12 protein-coding genes and 1 tRNA gene are annotated in these 16,696 nt (G+C 67.0%); 3 read left to right on the top strand and 10 right to left on the bottom strand.

Annotated elements, in window-relative coordinates; genetic code table 11:
• Positions 1-87: 87 nt before the first annotated feature.
• From ACK3BB_RS03825 to ACK3BB_RS03795, 7 genes are all read right to left on the bottom strand, one after another.
• Entirely contained in the window at positions 88-753 is a 666-nt protein-coding gene (locus ACK3BB_RS03825; RefSeq protein ID WP_428928813.1) for a glutathione S-transferase family protein, read from the bottom strand.
• Between the two features lie 55 nt (positions 754-808).
• Complete coding sequence (gene mtgA, locus ACK3BB_RS03820; protein WP_428927408.1) at positions 809-1,555, bottom strand: monofunctional biosynthetic peptidoglycan transglycosylase; 747 nt, start codon at positions 1,553-1,555, stop codon at positions 809-811.
• Positions 1,556-1,745: 190 nt separating this feature from the next.
• Entirely contained in the window at positions 1,746-6,278 is a 4,533-nt protein-coding gene (gene gltB, locus ACK3BB_RS03815) for a glutamate synthase large subunit (protein ID WP_428927407.1), read from the bottom strand.
• Between the two features lie 15 nt (positions 6,279-6,293).
• Positions 6,294-7,058 carry a hypothetical protein gene (locus ACK3BB_RS03810; protein WP_428927406.1) on the bottom strand — a complete coding sequence of 255 codons (765 nt, stop codon included), beginning with the start codon at positions 7,056-7,058 and terminating at the stop codon, positions 6,294-6,296.
• On the bottom strand, positions 7,055-7,867 hold the full coding sequence (locus ACK3BB_RS03805; protein WP_428927405.1) for a hypothetical protein: 813 nt from the start codon (positions 7,865-7,867) through the stop codon (positions 7,055-7,057). Before ACK3BB_RS03805 ends, ACK3BB_RS03810 begins: the two co-directional genes overlap by 4 nt.
• Positions 7,868-7,874: 7 nt before the next feature.
• A complete protein-coding gene (locus ACK3BB_RS03800; RefSeq protein ID WP_428927404.1) occupies positions 7,875-8,324 on the bottom strand; it encodes a GFA family protein in 450 nt (149 codons plus the stop codon).
• A gap of 150 nt (positions 8,325-8,474) precedes the next feature.
• Positions 8,475-9,923, bottom strand: coding sequence for an NAD(P)-dependent oxidoreductase (locus ACK3BB_RS03795; protein ID WP_428927403.1), 1,449 nt, complete (start codon positions 9,921-9,923; stop codon positions 8,475-8,477).
• A 236-nt stretch (positions 9,924-10,159) separates the two neighbouring features.
• Here ACK3BB_RS03795 and ACK3BB_RS03790 point away from each other — a divergent pair, with 236 nt between their 5' ends.
• Positions 10,160-10,963, top strand: a complete 804-nt coding sequence (locus ACK3BB_RS03790; RefSeq protein ID WP_428927402.1) for an undecaprenyl-diphosphate phosphatase — start codon at positions 10,160-10,162, stop codon at positions 10,961-10,963.
• A gap of 54 nt (positions 10,964-11,017) precedes the next feature.
• Here ACK3BB_RS03790 and ACK3BB_RS03785 read toward each other — a convergent pair whose 3' ends face one another.
• A complete protein-coding gene (locus ACK3BB_RS03785; protein WP_428927401.1) occupies positions 11,018-12,001 on the bottom strand; it encodes a complex I NDUFA9 subunit family protein in 984 nt (327 codons plus the stop codon).
• Positions 12,002-12,182: 181 nt separating this feature from the next.
• On the opposite strand from ACK3BB_RS03785, the gene ACK3BB_RS03780 reads away from it, so the two are divergent.
• Positions 12,183-12,267 (top strand) — tRNA-Leu (locus ACK3BB_RS03780).
• 207 nt (positions 12,268-12,474) lie between these two features.
• Positions 12,475-14,211, top strand: a complete 1,737-nt coding sequence (locus tag ACK3BB_RS03775; protein ID WP_428927400.1) for an OmpA family protein — start codon at positions 12,475-12,477, stop codon at positions 14,209-14,211.
• Positions 14,212-14,314: 103 nt separating this feature from the next.
• On the opposite strand, the gene purU is transcribed toward ACK3BB_RS03775, so the two are convergent.
• Positions 14,315-15,199 (bottom strand): formyltetrahydrofolate deformylase, encoded by an 885-nt coding sequence (purU, locus tag ACK3BB_RS03770; RefSeq protein ID WP_428927399.1) that lies wholly within the window; start codon positions 15,197-15,199, stop codon positions 14,315-14,317.
• Between the two features lie 321 nt (positions 15,200-15,520).
• Positions 15,521-16,690: an AbrB family transcriptional regulator gene (locus ACK3BB_RS03765; RefSeq protein WP_428927398.1), complete on the bottom strand. Its 1,170-nt coding sequence runs from the start codon at positions 16,688-16,690 to the stop codon at positions 15,521-15,523.
• Positions 16,691-16,696 lie beyond the last annotated feature (6 nt).

Genomic DNA, 16,696 nt, shown 5'->3' with positions numbered 1-16,696 from the left:
CCCCTGTCTTCTTCTTGGTAAAAATACCCTCCGTCGGCGGCCATCCGGCGCACCTTCCGGCCCGGCAGAACCCGGTCAGACCCCCGGTCAGAAATCCAGGTCGGCGTAATGGGGCGGTGGCGGGAATCCCGGGATCTGGTCGGCCAGGATCGACCGGAAGGCCGGGCGCGACTTGATCTTGGCGTACCAGTCCTTGACCACGGCCGACCGGTTCCAGTCGACATCCGAGATGTAATCCAGCGCCGACAGATGCGCCGCGGCGGCGAAATCGGCCAGGGTCATCACGTCGCCGGCCAGCCAGCGCCGGTGATCCAGCAGCCAGCCCATGTAATCCAGGTGATACTTGATCGCCTTGGCCCCGTCCTTGACGTTGCGGCTGTCGGGAAAGCCCTGGCCCATGACCTTCTTGTTGACCCGCTCGTAAAGCAGTTTCGACGTCACCTCGTTGTGGAACTTGTCGTCGAACCAGCCCACCAGCCGGCGGACTTCATAACGCCCGTCGGGATCCTTGGGCAGCAGCGCCGGGTCGGGCCGGGTCTCTTCGAGATATTCGCAGATCGCCGCGCTTTCGGCCATCAGCTTGTTGTCCAGCCGCAGCACGGGGACCTTGGCGGCCGGGTTGCGCCGCATGAAATCGGCATCCTTTTCCCAGTACCGCTCCTCGACAAGCTCGACCTCGATCTTCTTCTCGGCGAGCGACAGGCGGACCTTGCGGCAAAAGGGCGACAGGGGGACGTGGAAGAGACGGGCCATAGGGGTCTTCGTCATGAGGGAATGCAGCGGTTGTAACGCCCAGCGGTGGCGGAATTCAATCCTCGAAACAATCCGCGCGGCCATCCGCTGCAATCGTGGCCGCGCCGTCGGTGATGGATGCCGCCCGGCGCCGCAGCGAGGGCGACAGCGCGGCGGGGTCGCGCGTGCGCGGGGCAGGCAGCACGGCGGCGATGCGCCCGGCCTGCTCGGCCGACAGGTCGGCAGCCGACACGTCGAAATAATGCCGGGCCGCGGCCTCGACCCCGAAGATGCCCGGGCCGGTTTCGGCCACGTTCAGATAGACCTCGAGGATTCGCCGCTTGGACCAGACCGCTTCGATCATCGGGGTGATCATCGCTTCCATCGCCTTGCGCAGCCAGGACCGGCCCTGCCAGAGGAACACGTTCTTGGCCACCTGCTGGCTGATCGTCGATCCGCCGCGCCGCCCGCCGCCTTCCATCGCGGCCTTCAGCGCCTCGACATCGAATCCCCAGTGCAGGCAGAAATTGGCATCCTCGGCTGCCACCGCCGACCGCGCCATCACCGGGGCAATGTCCTCCAGCGGCACCCAATCGCGTTCCAGCGGCCCGTAACGGCCGTATTCCTCCCACATCGTGTAGGTCACCGGCGGGTTCACGAAGACGTAGAGAAACACCAGCAGCGTCGCCAGCCCGACAAAGCCCGCCAGCACGCGCAGCAGGATGCGATAGACCCAGTAGCCCGGCCGCAGCCGCGCCCGCCCGGCGCGTCCGGTCTTGCCCTGCTTGCCCGTCTTGCTGCTCTTTGAGGCCTTCTTCGCCACGCCTGATCCGCTCTTTGCCCCGGGGCGGCCAGACTATCCTGTTTGCCGCGGATGCGAAACGCCCGCGCGGCCGGCAAGGACCCCGCGGGCGTCAAATTTTTCACTCCGTCCCGGACAGACCCGCGACCGATCCGAAAATCGACCCCGGGCCGGATCGGCCGGGCGCGGGGTCTCCGCGCCCGGGATGCGATCACTCGGCCGGAACCGCCTTGTCCTCGATGGTCAGCGGTGCCGCCAGGTGGGCCAGCATTTCCTTCGGACAGACCTGAAGGAAATTGCCCTTCTCGACCTCCCAATGCTGCAGGATGTCCTTGGCCTTGCGCGAGAAGGTCTCGGTCGCATGGCCGGTGATCAGCTCGTGCAGCTCGGCTTCCCAATGCTCGACGGTCACCGGGCAGGTCACCAGCGTATCCATGTTCATCATGGTCTCGGCCTTGCCCTCGGGATCGTAGAGATAGGCCATGCCCCCGGTCATGCCCGCGCCAAAGTTCGGCCCGATGTCTCCCAGGATCACGGCCACGCCCCCGGTCATGTATTCACAACCGTTCGACCCGCAGCCCTCGATCACCACCTTGGCGCCCGAGTTCCGCACCGCGAACCGCTCCCCGGCCCGGCCGGCGGCAAACAGGTAGCCGTCCGTCGCGCCGTAAAGCACGGTGTTGCCGACGATGGTGTTCTCGTCCGCCTTCAGCGGCGAGACCTGCGGCGGGCGCACGACGATCAAACCGCCCGACAAGCCCTTGCCGACATAGTCGTTGGCATCGCCCGAGACCTCGATCTTGAGCCCCGGAGCCGCGAAGGCCCCCAGCGACTGGCCGGCGCTACCCTGCAGTTTCACATGCAGGTGGTCCGGCTGGAACGCGTTGCGCATGCCGAAGTTCTGGACAATGTGGCTGGAGGTGCGGGTGCCCACGGTGCGGTGCGTGTTCTGCACGGCATAGGACAGCTGCATCTTCTCGCCTTCTTCCAGGAACCGCGCGGCATCGTGCACGATCTGGGCGTCCAGCGTGTCCGGCACCGCGTTGCGCGGCTTGTTGCGGTCATAGACGATCTTGTCCGCGCCATCGACGGTGATCAGCAGCGGGTTCAGGTCCAGGTCGTCCAGGTGCGCCGAACCACGGCTGACCTGGTTGAGCAGGTCGGCCCGGCCGATCACCTCGTCGAGCGACCGCGCGCCAAGCTGCGCGAGGATTTCCCGCACTTCCTGGGCGTAGAAGGTGATCAGGTTCACCACCTTGTCCGCATTGCCGGTGAACTTGTCGCGCAGGGCCGGGTCCTGGGTGCAGACGCCCACCGGGCAGGTGTTCGACTGGCACTGGCGGACCATGATGCAGCCCATGGCGATCAGGGCAGCGGTGCCGATACCGTATTCCTCGGCGCCCAGCATCGCGGCCATGACGATGTCACGCCCGGTCCGCAGACCGCCATCCGTGCGCAGCGTGACGCGGCTGCGCAGGTGGTTCATCGACAGCACTTGGTGCGCTTCGGTCAGGCCCATTTCCCATGGCAGGCCGGCGTACTTGATGGACGTCGCGGGCGACGCCCCGGTGCCACCGTTATGGCCCGAGATCAGGATGATGTCCGCCTTGGCCTTGGCCACCCCGGCGGCAATCGTGCCGACGCCCGAAGACGCCACCAGCTTGACCGTCACCTTGCAGCGCGGGTTGATCTGCTTGAGGTCATAGATCAGCTGGGCAAGGTCTTCGATCGAGTAGATGTCGTGGTGCGGCGGCGGCGAGATCAGGGTCACGCCCTTGGTCGAATGCCGCAGACGCGCGATCAGGTCGGTGACCTTCATGCCCGGCAGCTGGCCGCCCTCGCCGGGCTTGGCGCCCTGGGCCACCTTGATCTCAAGCTCTTCGCAATGGTTGAGGTACTCGGCGGTCACGCCAAAGCGCCCCGAGGCCACCTGCTTGATCTTGGCGGACGGGTTGTCTCCGTTGGGCTCGGGGACGAAATGTGCCGGATCCTCGCCGCCTTCGCCGCTGTCGGATTTCGCGCCGATGCGGTTCATGGCGACGTTGAGCGTCTTGTGCGCCTCCGGGCTGAGCGCGCCCAGCGACATGCCCGGCGTCACGAACCGCTTGCGGATCGCGGTGATGCTTTCGACCTCTTCCAGCGGGATCGGCTCGCCCAGGGGCTTGAAGTCCAGCAGGTCGCGCAGGTGGATCGGCGGGTTGGACTGCATCTTCTTCGAATACTGCTTCCAGATCTCGAAGGACGAGGTGTTGCAGGCCATCTGCAGCATGTGCATCGACGAGGCTTCCCAGGCGTGGGTCTCACCCGATTTCCGCGCCTTGTAGAAACCGCCGATGGGCAGCACGTCCAGACCGCTGGTCCAGCCCTTGGCGTGGATCTCTTCGGCCTTGCGCTGGATGCCGCTGACCCCGATGCCGGAAATCCGGCTGGTCATGCCCGGGAAATACTCGGCGCACATGGCGCGGCTCAGCCCCACGGCTTCGAAGTTCAGGCCGCCGCGATAGGACGAGATCACCGAGATGCCCATCTTGGCCATGATCTTGAGCAGGCCCTGGTCGATGGCTTCGCGATAGGCCGCGACCGCCTCGTTCAGCGTGCCGTCGAACAGGCCGCGACCGATCCGGTCGGCCAGCGTGTCTTCGGCCAGGTAGGCGTTGACGATGGTCGCGCCGCAGCCGATCAGCACGGCGAAGTAATGCGGATCGACACATTCGGCCGAGCGCACGTTGAGCGAACAGAAGGTCCGCAGGCCCTGGCGCGTCAGGTGCGAATGCACCGCGCTGGTGGCCAGGATCATCGGCATGGCCACGCGGCCTTCGCCCGAATGCTGGTCGGTCAGCACCAGGTGGCCGGCGCCCGAGCGCACGGCATCCTCGGCTTCGGACCGGATGCGGGCCAGGCCTTCGTTCAGGGCGCGGGCGCCCGGGGCAAAGGTACAGTCAATCTCGACCAGCGGCGCGTTGAACTGCTCGGTCAGCTGGTCCCACTGGCCGTTGCCGACAAAGGGGCTTTCCAGAACGATGATCTCGGTCTGGGAGCTGTCCTCATCCAGCACGTTCTTGAGGTTGCCGAACCGGGTCTTCAGGCTCATCACGCGGAATTCGCGCAGGCTGTCGATCGGCGGGTTGGTCACCTGGCTGAAGTTCTGGCGGAAGAAATGGCTGAGCGGGCGGTATTGCTTGGACAGCACGGCCGACGGCGTGTCGTCGCCCATCGACGCCAGGCTTTCCTTGCCGTCCTCGGCCATCGGCATGAGGATCTGTTCGATTTCCTCGATGCTGTAGCCCGACGCGATCTGCCGCTTGCGCAGCTCGGCGCCTTCGAACAGCGGGGTCTCGTCGGCCTTGTCGAGCACCTCGTCGGTATCGGTGATCTTGCCGACCCAATCGCCAAAGGGCTGGCTGGCCGCCAGCTTGTTCTTGATGTCGGTGTCGTGGAACAGCTTGCCCTCGACCATGTCGATGGCCAGCAGCTGGCCGGGGCCAAGCGCGCCCTTCTCGACCACCGTCGCCTCGTTGGTCGGCACCATGCCCACCTCGGAGCCGGCGATGACCATGCCGTCACCGGTCACGACATAGCGCATCGGGCGCAGGCCGTTGCGGTCCAGCCCGGCACAGACCCAGCGGCCGTCGGTCATGGCCAGGGCGGCCGGGCCGTCCCAGGGTTCCATCACCGAGTTGCAATAGGAATACATGTCGCGCCAGGCCTGCGGCAGTTCGACCGCCTGCTTGGACCAGCTTTCAGGCACCAGCATGGTCTTGGCCATCGGCGCGGACCGGCCGGCCCGGACCAGCACTTCGAACACCGCATCCAGGGCTGCCGAATCCGACGAGCCGCCGGCGATGATCGGCTTGATGTCCTCGGCCATCTCGCCGAAGGCCGCCGAGGCCATGCGGATCTCGTGGCTCTTCATCCAGTTGATGTTGCCCTTCAGCGTGTTGATCTCGCCGTTATGGGCGAGCATGCGGAACGGCTGGGCCAGCCACCATTCGGGGAAGGTGTTGGTCGAATAGCGCTGGTGATAGATCGCGAAGGCCGATTCAAAACGCTCGTCCTTCAGGTCGGGATAGAATTCGGCCACCTGCTCGGCCAGCATCATGCCCTTGTAGATGATCGACCGGCAGGACAGCGACGCCAGGTAGAGCCCGTGGATGCCTTCGGCCGCCGCGGCCTTCTCGATCCGCCGGCGGATGACGTAAAGCTCGCGTTCGAAACGCTCTTCATCCACGCCCTTGGAATTCGAGATGATGATCTGCTCGATCTCGGGCCGCGTCGCGTTGGCCTTGTCGCCCAGCACCGACACGTCGACCGGCACGTGGCGCCAGCCGTAGATGTAATAGCCCTTCCGCAGGACCTCGGTCTCGACGATGGTCCGGCAGCGTTCCTGGGCACCGAAATCGGTGCGCGGCAGAAAGACCTGGCCCACGGCCATCAGCTCGTCCTGGCGCGGGTTGTGGCCCGTGCGCTTGATCTGGTCATGGAAGAAGGGCACCGGGATCTGGACATGGATGCCCGCCCCGTCGCCGGTCTTGCCATCGGCATCGACGGCCCCCCGGTGCCAGATCGCCTTGAGCGCGTTGATCCCGGCCTCGACCACCTTGCGGCTCTTCTGGCCGTCGATCGACACCACGAGACCGACGCCGCAATTGGCCTTTTCCTCGGTCTCGGAATACATCCCGTGTTCGGCCAGCCACTTGCGCTTGTTGCGTTCGGCTTCCGCCCAGTTGTCCATTGCTTCAGACATGACAGTAGCTCCTTTTCAGGTCGGACCTTGGCCCGGGTTGACGGAAAACGGCGCCAGGAGACGGGCCACCTGCCCGTGGTCCCCCGCGATCATCGCGGCGATCAGCGGGGCAAGGACGCCCTGGCGCTTGAGAAAGACGGTAAGATTGTTGTGGTCGCTGCCGGCCACCAGGTGGACGCGGGCGATGCAATTGTCGCGGATGCGCGTGACATGCATGCGGTCGCGCAGGTCCTCGGCGCCAAAGACCGCAAAGGCCCGGGTCCGCCCGGTCAGGTGCGGGCCCAGCGTATCGAGGTTGTCCTCGTGCATGGCCGGGCGGAATTCGCCCCAGCGGCGTTCGCCGAAATCCAGCCGCATGGTGTATTGCGGCACGAAGGCGATGGCCGTGTCGGCGCCCAGCCTCTCGGCGAAGAGCAGCGCGCCGTAGCCGCCCATGGAATTGCCCAGGCAGACCATCCGCGCAACGCCCAGCCGGGCCTTGAGGTCCAGCAGGGTCGACAGGATGCGCTTCTGGATGTCGGGGGCGGAATACCAGCTGCGGTCGCGGTCGATCACCGAGATCACGTGGTTGCGCTCGGCCCCGATGGCCGTGCCGACGAATTCGTCCTGCTGGATGGCGCCCATGCCATGGCCGATGCCGGTAAAGGCCACGACGGCCACGTCGCTGTCGCCCTGGAAATGGTTGATGCGCAGGTCGGCATCGTCGCGGATGACGGTGACGTCGACCTGGTCGACCGGCTGCGGCTCTGGCTGGCGTTGGGTGTTCTGCTGTCCGCTCACGTGGCTGCCCCTCCCCCGGGCCCGCTGCGCTGACCTGCACCGTCGGGACCGGCCCGGGGATCGTCCACCAGCATCGGGCCCAGCAGCGCGTCGAGCCATGGCATGTCTTCATCGAGAAGCGCGCCGACGACGCCTTCCAGGATGTGCCGGCCCTTGAGTTCGCGCGGCAGTTCATGGGTGAACCCGTCCAGCAGGAAGCTGGTCACCGTGCAGTTGCGGCTGATCCAGCGCAGGTGCTTGAGGTCCAGCTTGTCGCGGGCGCCGAACAGGCAATAGGCCCGCGTCGCCCCCGTCAGCCGGGGCCGCAGCGTGCCGAGGTTCTCGTCGACCAGGCTGCCGCGCATCTCGGTCCAGCGCGGTTCCTTGATGCGCGAATGCATGGTGAATTGCGGCACGAAGGCAATGGCCGTTTCGGCCCCGATCCGCTCGGCGAAGAGCAGCGCGCCATGGCCGCCCATCGACGAACCCAGCGTGGTGATCCGTGCCACGTTCAGCCCGGCGATATGGGTCTTCAGCGTGGACGTGATGCGTTTCTGCAGGCCCGGCGTCGAATACCAGCTGCGCCGGCGGTCGGTCACGGCAATGACGTGGTTGCGCCGGTTGCCCCGGGCCAGGCCGATGAACTCGTCCGGCTGGTCGCGCCAAAGGCTGAATCCGGCGCTGTTGAACGTCACGACCACCCGGTCCGACTGGCCGGGATAATGGCTGATCGTCAGCGTGTCGTCATCGACCAGCGTTTCGGCCAGCACATGGGCCGGGCGCACCAGCGACGGGTTCTGCGGAGGGATGCGGGGCGTTGTTGCCGTCATGATGGGCCTACCCCTTGTCCAGCAGCGGAAACCTGGCCGCACATTCCGCCCGGGTCAGCACCTGGCGATCGTTTTCGGCAAAGCCGAAGGCCGCCGGCTTGTGATCGATGAAGATCTCGTTGTGGGCGAACATGCCCTCGGTGTCGTCCAGCAGCCCGATGGGCAGCTCGATGCCGCCAACCGGCGCGCCGTTGCCCGTGAACCGGAAGAACAGCGGCGATCCGCAGTCGCGGCACCATCCCCGTTCCGCGAAGGACGAGCTTTGCCGCCGGGCGATCCGGTCGGCGCCCTGCCAGGTCACGTTGGCCTCGGGCACGGTCACGCCCAGCAGGGCCGAGCCGGTCCAGCGCCGGCAGGTCTCGCAATGGCAGATGCCGAAAGCCAGCGGCACGTCGCGGGCCGCGAAGCGCACCGCGCCGCAGCTGCATCCTCCCGTCCTGTCACGTGTCTCGGCCATCACGCCCTGCCTTGCTTTCCGAAAACCGCCGCGCGGGCCGGTCCCGACCACCGGCCCGGGGCCGGCCCGTGCCGGGCTTCCTCGGGGGGGTCGGGCCGGTCATGCGGCCCTGATTAAAGTCATGCCGGGCCGGGGCCGCGGCACCAGCCCTTATTGGGCCGCGACAGCCGCCCGGCTGTCAAAGCCTTCCAGCACCGCGGCGGCGCAATCCCGCCCATCGCGGATCGCCCAGACCACCAGCGAGGCACCGCGCACGATGTCCCCCACCGCGTAGACGCCCGGCAATTCGGTCTCGCCGCTGGTGAAGGCCGCCTTGATCGTGCCCCAGCGGGTCACGGCCAGCTCGGGCTGGTCCCACAGCGTCGGCAGGTCCTCGGGCTCGAAGCCCAGGGCCTTGACCACCAGGTCGGCCTCTTCGACGTAATCGGCGCCCTCGATGACCTCGGGCGATTGCCGGCCGGTCGCGTCCGGCGCGCCCAGGCGCATCTTCTGCACCTGCACGCCGGTCACCCGCGCGCCGCCTTCGCCCGGGGCGCTGACAAAGCCCTTGGGCGCGCTGAGCCATTCAAAGACCACGCCTTCTTCCTCGGCGTTCTGGGTCTCGCGCTGCGAGCCGGGCATGTTGGCCCGGTCCCGGCGGTACAGGCACTTGACGCTTTCCGCGCCCTGGCGGATCGCCGTGCGCACGCAATCCATCGCCGTGTCACCGCCGCCGATGACCACGACCTTCTTGCCGGCCGCGTTCAGCTCGCCGCTGTCGTATTCGGGCACCGTGTCGCCAAAGCCCACGCGGTTGGAACAGGTCAGGTAATCGATCGCCTTGACGATGCCCCCGGCCTCGGAGCCCTGAAGGTCGAGGTCGCGCGACTTGTAGACGCCGGTGGCAATGATCACCGCGTCGTTCTCGGCCCGGATCGTGGCGAAGATGTCGGCATCGACATCGCAATTGTTGACGAACTCGACCCCGGCGCGGGCCAGTTGTTCGACCCGGCGCAGGACGATGTCCTTTTCCAGCTTGAAGCCCGGGATGCCGTAGGTCAGCAGCCCGCCGGACCGGTCATATCGGTCATAGACCGTGACCTTGCAGCCCGCCCGGAGCAGAACGTCCGCCGCCGCCAGCCCGCCCGGCCCGGCGCCGATCACGGCCACCCGTTCCTCGCGGCTGGTCACCGGCACGATCTCTTCGACCCAGCCTTCTTCCCAGGCCGTGTCGGTGATGTATTTCTCGACCGACCCGATGGTCACGGTGCCGTGGCCCGATTGCTCGATCACGCAATTGCCTTCGCACAGGCGGTCCTGCGGGCAGATCCGGCCGCAGATCTCGGGGAAGGTGTTGGTGGCCTGGCTGATGCCATAGGCCTCCTGCAGGCGGCCTTCGGCGGTCAGGCGCAGCCAGTCGGGGATGTTGTTGTGCAACGGGCAATGCGACTGGCAATAGGGCACGCCGCACTGGCTGCAGCGGCTGGCCTGTTCCTTGGCCTTGGCATCGGCATACTCTGCATAGATCTCGCGGAAATCCGCCTTGCGCGCATCCGCGGTGCGCTTCTCGGGCATGTCCCGTTCGATCTTGACGAATTTGAGCATCGGCTGCTTGGCCATGAAGACACGTCCCTTGGTTGATCCCTAGGTGCAATAGCTTGGCCTCTTTAGGCGAAGTCGCGCACGAAGAAAAGTCAGCAGTTGTGACCTATATGGGGGTAAAATGCGGATGGCGAGTAGAATCTGGGTCTCGCCCTGTCGTTTTTAGGTCTCATACCGGACCTATTTACCGAATTTCTTTCCTCGGTAGCATCTTATACACCGAAGACGACATCTTGCACAGGATCCAATCGCCGATGCCCTTGCTGCACCTCGTCCTGATCGCCGTGATCCAGGGCCTGACCGAGTTCCTGCCCATCTCGTCTTCCGGCCACCTGATTCTGCTGCCCGGCCTGACCGGGATGCAGGACCAGGGCCAGATGATCGACGTTTCCGTCCATGTCGGCACGCTGTTTGCCGTGGTGCTCTACTTTCGCAAGGACGTGGCCCTGGCCTTTGCCGGGCTGGGCCGGCTGCTGCGTGGCAAGGTCGACACCCTGGGCGCCCGGCTGGCCATGGGGCTGATCGCCTCGACCGGGCCGGTGATGGCCGTGGGGTTCATCCTGCATGCCACCGGGCTGGACCAGGCGCTGCGCTCGGTGGCGGTGATCGGCTGGACGATGCTGATCTTCGGGCTGGTGCTCTACTGGGCCGACCAGAAAGGCGCCGAGGCCAAGACGATCGTCGACTGGCGCTTTCGCGATGCGATCACCATGGGCTTGTGGCAGGCCGTGGCGCTGATCCCCGGCACCTCGCGGTCGGGCATCACGATCACCGGCGGGCGGCTGCTGGGCTATACCCGGGAAGAGGCCGCGCGGGTGGCCATGCTGATGTCGATCCCCACGATCCTGGCCTCGGGCGCGCTGCTGGGTCTCGACGTGGTCGAGGCCGGCGACTGGTCGGGCGCGCAGGATGCGGCGCTGGCCGCCGGGCTGGCCTTTGTCGCCGCTCTGCTGGCTCTGGCCGCCATGATGCGCCTGACCCGCCGGATCAGCTTTACGCCCTATGTCATCTATCGCGTGATCCTGGGCGTGGCGCTGCTGGTCTACGCCTATACGTGAGTAGGTATATAGTGTCGGGGCCCCGAACGAGGCCCCGAACCGGACAGCCGGCGATCAGGCCCGCAGGTCGCGGGCCGATTCCTTGATCTCGGCATATTGGCCCGACGGGCGGAAGCGCCACAGGTAATCGGGCAGAACGGCCTCCATCGCCACCGGGTCGACGCCCAGCTCGGCCAGGCCGGGATGATCGCCCGACACGACGTTGTCATGGCCCAGGTTGGCCACCTGGTCGCGGGTCAGCACGGTATTGGTGAACAGCCCCAGCGACAGCGTTTCGGCCAGCGACAGGCCCGAGGCCATCAGCCGCGCGGCAAAGCCCGGCATGTCGACCACGATGCGCCGGCGGCGGATGATGGCCAGCATGTCGTCCATCAGCGCGCGGAAGCTCATCGCGTCCGGCCCGCCCAGTTCGTAGATCCCGCCCGAAACCGACCCGGTCAGCGCCTTTTCGGCGGCCTCGGCAACGTTGTCGACATAGACCGGCTGGAATTTCGTGTCGGCACCGACCAGCGGCAGAACCGGCCCCATGCGCGTCATCTGCGCGAAGCGGTTGAAGAACTGGTCCTCGGGGCCAAAGATGATCGACGGGCGCAGGATCACCGCATCGGGCATGTGTTCGGTCACGGCGGCTTCGCCGGCGGCCTTGGTGCGGGCATAGGCGCTGTCGCTGTCGGCATCGGCGCCGATGGCCGAGACATGGACCATCGCGGTGATGCCCTGCTGCGCGGCCAGCCGGGCGATTCGGCCCGCGCCCTCGGCCTGCACGGCCTCAAAGCTGTTCTTGCCGGTTTCGACCAGGACGCCCACGCAATTGACCACCGCATCGGCCCCGGTCAGCACGGCGGCCACCGAATCGTCGTCGCGGATGTTGCAGAAGACCGGCTCCACCTGTCCGACCGCGCCGTATGGCTTGACGAAGAGTGCCTCGTTCGGGCGGCGGGTCGCGACACGCACGCGCCAGCCGGCCTTGGCCATCCGCCGGGCGATATAGCGTCCGACAAAGCCCGAACCGCCGAAAATCGTGACGAGCTTAGACATGGGGGAAACTCCTTTGTCTGCACTTCCCTTGGAATTAGCGCCGCCCGCCCTTGTGAACAAGGCGCAATTCGCCTCGCCCCCGGGGCGTCCGGGACCTTCGATGTCAACTTATTCAAAAAACCTTTGCGAATCCGTTTGACACCCCCCGCAAGCATCCTTAAACGCACGTCTCACGTTACCTGCCCAGGTGGCGGAATTGGTAGACGCGCTGGTTTCAGGTACCAGTGACTTCGGTCGTGGAGGTTCGAGTCCTCTCCTGGGCACCAAGCTCTCTGAGCTGTGAAAAAGGCGCCGCGAACTTCGGGTTCGCGGCGCCTTTTCCCTTTTCCGGCAATGGGTTGACCATGGGCGCCCCTGCGGCGATCCGCCGATGCGCGCGACCGGGCGGCGGAACCCGCACGGGGGGCAGGGGGTTTATCGGGGAACCGGTGTCCGCGATGGGCACGGGAAATCGAAGACCGATGGAGGACCCGATGACCATCCGAGCCCTGACCTCGTCCACAGCCACGATGGCCCTGTGCCTGGCGCTGGCCGCCCCTGCCCCGATTCTGGCCCAGGAAAGCGGCCGCCCCTTCCCCTGCGTCGCGCCGACCGGCGCGGTTGCCGACAATCCCAACATGCTGTCGGCCGAGCTGATGTCGCTGATCACCGCGCCGGCCTCGGGCATCCAGGCCGCGCCCGACGACGTGCAGACCTGCTCGGCTGCGGCCATCCGCCGGGGCATCGAACGCGGCGGCGATCAGTTGCAGGCCGCCTATGACGGCGCGCCGCAGGCCGTGCAGGACGAGATCATGGCCCTGGCCACGGCCGATGGCCGGGCGATGGACGAGGTGCCCGAGGGTCAGGCCGCGGCGCCGGTGAGCCCTGAAACGCCCGATACCCCCGCCAACCAGGCCAAATCCCAGCAGGCCCAGACCCCGGACGTGCCGGACGCCCCCGCCGCTCCGGCCGCAGAGCCGGCCGGCCAGGCCGCCGCGCCCACGGCGCCGGATGACCAGCCGAACGACCAGCCGACCGCCGAGGCTCCCGAAACCAGCCCGGCACCCCAGGCCAACCCGTCTCCGCAACAGCAGGCCGCCGACACGGTGCCCGCCGACGCGCCTGTCGGCGAGGCCGGCCAGCAGCGCATGACCGAGGAACAGCGCCAGCGGCTGGCCGAGGTGCGGGCCGAACGCCGGGCCGCCATCGCCGCCACCCGCGAGGACGCCCGGGCCGAGGCCGCCGAGGCCCAGACCCGCACCGTGACCGAAGGCGACGTGCGCCGGGCCGACCAGGATTTCGACACGGCCGTCAACGACACCGCCCCCACCGCGACCGAAGACGACGACGGGCTGTCGACCTTTGAAAAGGCCCTTCTGCTGGGCCTGGGCGCGGCGGTTGTCGGCACCGTGCTGAACAATGGCGACGAGGTCGTGTCCAACACCGGCGACCGCGTGGTCGTCGAGCGCGACGGCGAGCTGAAGGTGCTCAAGAACGACGACGAGCTGCTGGCCCAGCCCGGGGCCCAGGTGTCCAGCCAGACCTACCAGGACGGCTCGACCCGCGAGACGATCAGCTACGAGGACGGCAGCCAGATCATCACCGTGCGCGCGGCCGACGGCACCGTCCTGCGGCGCAGCATGATCCGTGCGTCCGATGGCGAGGAAGTCGTGCTGTTCGACGACACGCAGCAAGCCGACCCGATCGATTTCGACAGCCTGCCCGAGGCCACGGCCGCCCGCCAGGACGGCCCGTCGCTGTCGGACCAGCAGGCACTGGAAGCCGCGCTGCAACAGGCGATGGCCCGCGACGTGAACCGCAAGTTCTCGCTGCAGCAGGTGCGCGACTACAAGCAGGTGCGCGGGCTGGCCCCCGAGGTCGAACTTGACGCCGTGACCTTTGCCACCGGCTCGGCGGCGATCCAGCCCAGCCAGGCCGAGGCGCTGAGCGAGCTGGGCCTGTCGATGCGCGAGATCATCGAGAAGGAGCCCGACACGGTGTTCCTGATCGAAGGCCATACCGATGCCGTGGGCAGCGCGGTCTACAACCTGGCCCTGTCGGACCGCCGGGCCGAAACGGTGGCCCTGGCGCTGACCCAGTATTTTGCCGTGCCGCCGCAGAACCTGATCACCCAGGGCTATGGCGAGACCGATCTGAAGGTCGCCGTGCTGACCGACGAACGCGCCAACCGCCGGGCCGCGGTGCGCAACATCACCGGGCTGCTCTACTGACCCGGCCCGCATGACGGGAAAGGGCCGGCCCCGTGCGGGGACCGGCCCTTTTCGTGCCTTGCGCCATGCATCCCATGCCCGGCGACCGGAACAGGGATCAGGCTCAGCCCATCCGTTCCGAGGCGTAGGATCCGGGGCTGGCCGGAAAGACCACCGTCTTGTCGTCATTGAGGAAACAGCGCCGGTGGATATGGGCATGCACCGCCCGGGCCAGCACCTGGGCCTCGACATCGCGGCCCAGCGAAACGTAGTCCGACGCGCTCTGGGCATGGGTCACGCGCACGGTGTCCTGTTCGATGATCGGCCCTTCGTCGAGGTCGGCGGTGACGTAATGCGCCGTGGCCCCGATCAGCTTGACCCCCCGTTCATAGGCCTGCTTGTAGGGGTTTGCGCCCTTGAAGGACGGCAGGAAGGAATGGTGTATGTTGATGATCCGCCCCGACATCTTCTGGCACAGCCCGTCGCTGAGGATCTGCATGTAGCGCGCCAGGACGACCAGTTCGGCGCCCGAATCCTCGACGACCTGCAACAGCCGGGCTTCGGCCTCGGGCTTGTTTTCCTTGGTCACGGCGATCTGGTGGAAAGGGATGTCGTGGTTCACGACCAGCTTCTGGTAGGTCAGGTGGTTCGACACTACGCCGACGATGTCGACCGGCAGCGCGCCGATGCGCCAGCGGTACAGCAGGTCGTTCAGGCAATGGCCGAAGTTCGACACCATGACCAGGACCTTCATCCGCTCGGCCGCATCATGGATACCCCATTCCATGTCAAAGGCCTCGGCCGTGGGGGCAAAACCCGCGCGCAGGCCGTCCAGCGTGGCCCCGGTTTCGGGCGTGCAGGTGATGCGCGTGAAGAACCGGCCGGTCTCGGTGTCGTCGAACTGGGCGGCATCGGTGATGTTGCAGCCCTGGTCGGCCAGGAATCCCGAGATGGCGGCAACGATGCCGCGTTTCGACGGGCACTGGACGGTAAGAACGAAGGTCGTCATGTGGGGTTTCCCTGAGATGCCTCTATGCTGCGCCGCGGCGCAGTTCCGCAACACTCCTCTATGGGACCGGCAGGGCGGTCAATTTCGGATGCGACCTGTCAGGGGCATTCTCCGGCGCGGGGGCGTTCCGCTGCGGGTCGGGGCTCCATCATCGGGCACCGGATGACGCGGATGGTGGATGCGGGCCGGTCAGGGGCCGCCCCGGTTCCCGTTGGTATCCTGGCGCGTCGGGGCGCCATCCTTGCCGCTCTGGCCTCCCCGGTTCCGGCCGTCGTCCTTGGCGCTTTGGCCGCTCCGGCCGCGGCCATTGTCCGTGCTGGTCTAGCCGCTCCCGCCTCCGCCGCCATCCTTGCCATTCCTGCGGCCCGGGTCCGCACCGGCATCCTTGCCGGTCCCGCCCCCGTCTGGCCCCCCGTCTGGTCCCCCGTCCGATCCGCCATCCGGCCCGCCGTCCTTCACCCGCATCAGCCGGGCGGCCAGCGGTGCGCCGGTGATGACCAGCAGGATCCGCGTGAGATGGTGCACGATGACAAAGCCCAAGTCGGCCCCGGCGATGATCGACAGCACGGTCATCTCGGCCTGCCCGCCCGGCGCGAAGGCCAGGAAACCTTCGACCGGATGGGCCAGGCCCAGCTGCACGACGATCTCGGTAAAGACAAAGGCCAGCACGGCCAGCAGCAGCACAAAGAGCACCCCGGCGCTGACCACCCGGCGCAGCTCGACCAGGGTCACGCCCACATAGCCCACGCCGATGCCCATGCCGATGACGAATTGCGCGGCAACAATGGCCTCGGCCGGCGGCCGGGCATGGATCAGGCCGGCCAGCGACAGCACGGCCGTCACGATCATCGGGCCCAGGATCGACGCGCCGAACAGCCCGATCCGCTCGCCACCCTTCCAGCCGACGATCGCGGCCACGGCCATCAGGGCCATTTCCGACAGCGGCAGGCTGGCGATCGGGGCGCCGATGGGATTGGTCAGCGACACGCCGAACCCCCGGGTCAGGATGACCGGCGCAACGGTCACGATGATCAGCACCCGGGTGGCATGGATCAGCGACAGGGCGCGCATGTTGCCCCCGGCCTCGGTGCCAAAGATCACCATGTCCTGCAGCCCGCCGGGCATGGCCGCGTACCACGAGGTCGGCCAGTCAAAGCGATAGACCTTGCGGAAGAAGGGCACGCCGACCAGTGCGATGACGGCGATGTAGACCGGGATCAGCGAGACCGACAGGGCCATCTGGGGCAGCCGGGCGATGACATCGGGCGTGATCGACGCGCCGACGGCCACGCCCAGGATGGTGCGAAAGGCCACGCCGACCTGGCCCAGCCCCTTCAGGGGCACCCCGGCCAGGGCGGCGACAAGACAGGCGAACATCGGGCCGAAGAGGAACGGCAGGGGCAGCGACAGCGCCTTGAACAGGCAGACGCCAAGAGCGGCCAGCGCGATTGTCAGGCCACGGCGGATATTGGGAGACAGGTTGGTCAGCATGGGAAG

Origin of the sequence: Marinibacterium sp. SX1 (assembly GCF_050389775.1) — a bacterium.
Classification (GTDB): domain Bacteria; phylum Pseudomonadota; class Alphaproteobacteria; order Rhodobacterales; family Rhodobacteraceae; genus Marinibacterium.
This window is presented reverse-complemented; position numbering and strand designations above follow the sequence as displayed.

What these genes read in the sequence shown, in the direction of transcription:
- ACK3BB_RS03825 (WP_428928813.1), bottom strand. Translation starts at nt 753, where the DNA reads ATGGCCCGTCTCTTCCACGTCCCCCTGTCGCCCTTTTGCCGCAAGGTC.
- gltB (WP_428927407.1), bottom strand. Translation starts at nt 6,278, where the DNA reads ATGTCTGAAGCAATGGACAACTGGGCGGAAGCCGAACGCAACAAGCGC.
- ACK3BB_RS03805 (WP_428927405.1), bottom strand. Translation starts at nt 7,867, where the DNA reads ATGACGGCAACAACGCCCCGCATCCCTCCGCAGAACCCGTCGCTGGTG.
- ACK3BB_RS03800 (WP_428927404.1), bottom strand. Translation starts at nt 8,324, where the DNA reads ATGGCCGAGACACGTGACAGGACGGGAGGATGCAGCTGCGGCGCGGTG.
- ACK3BB_RS03795 (WP_428927403.1), bottom strand. Translation starts at nt 9,923, where the DNA reads ATGGCCAAGCAGCCGATGCTCAAATTCGTCAAGATCGAACGGGACATG.
- ACK3BB_RS03790 (WP_428927402.1), top strand. Translation starts at nt 10,160, where the DNA reads ATGCCCTTGCTGCACCTCGTCCTGATCGCCGTGATCCAGGGCCTGACC.
- ACK3BB_RS03785 (WP_428927401.1), bottom strand. Translation starts at nt 12,001, where the DNA reads ATGTCTAAGCTCGTCACGATTTTCGGCGGTTCGGGCTTTGTCGGACGC.
- ACK3BB_RS03775 (WP_428927400.1), top strand. Translation starts at nt 12,475, where the DNA reads ATGACCATCCGAGCCCTGACCTCGTCCACAGCCACGATGGCCCTGTGC.
- purU (WP_428927399.1), bottom strand. Translation starts at nt 15,199, where the DNA reads ATGACGACCTTCGTTCTTACCGTCCAGTGCCCGTCGAAACGCGGCATC.
- ACK3BB_RS03765 (WP_428927398.1), bottom strand. Translation starts at nt 16,690, where the DNA reads ATGCTGACCAACCTGTCTCCCAATATCCGCCGTGGCCTGACAATCGCG.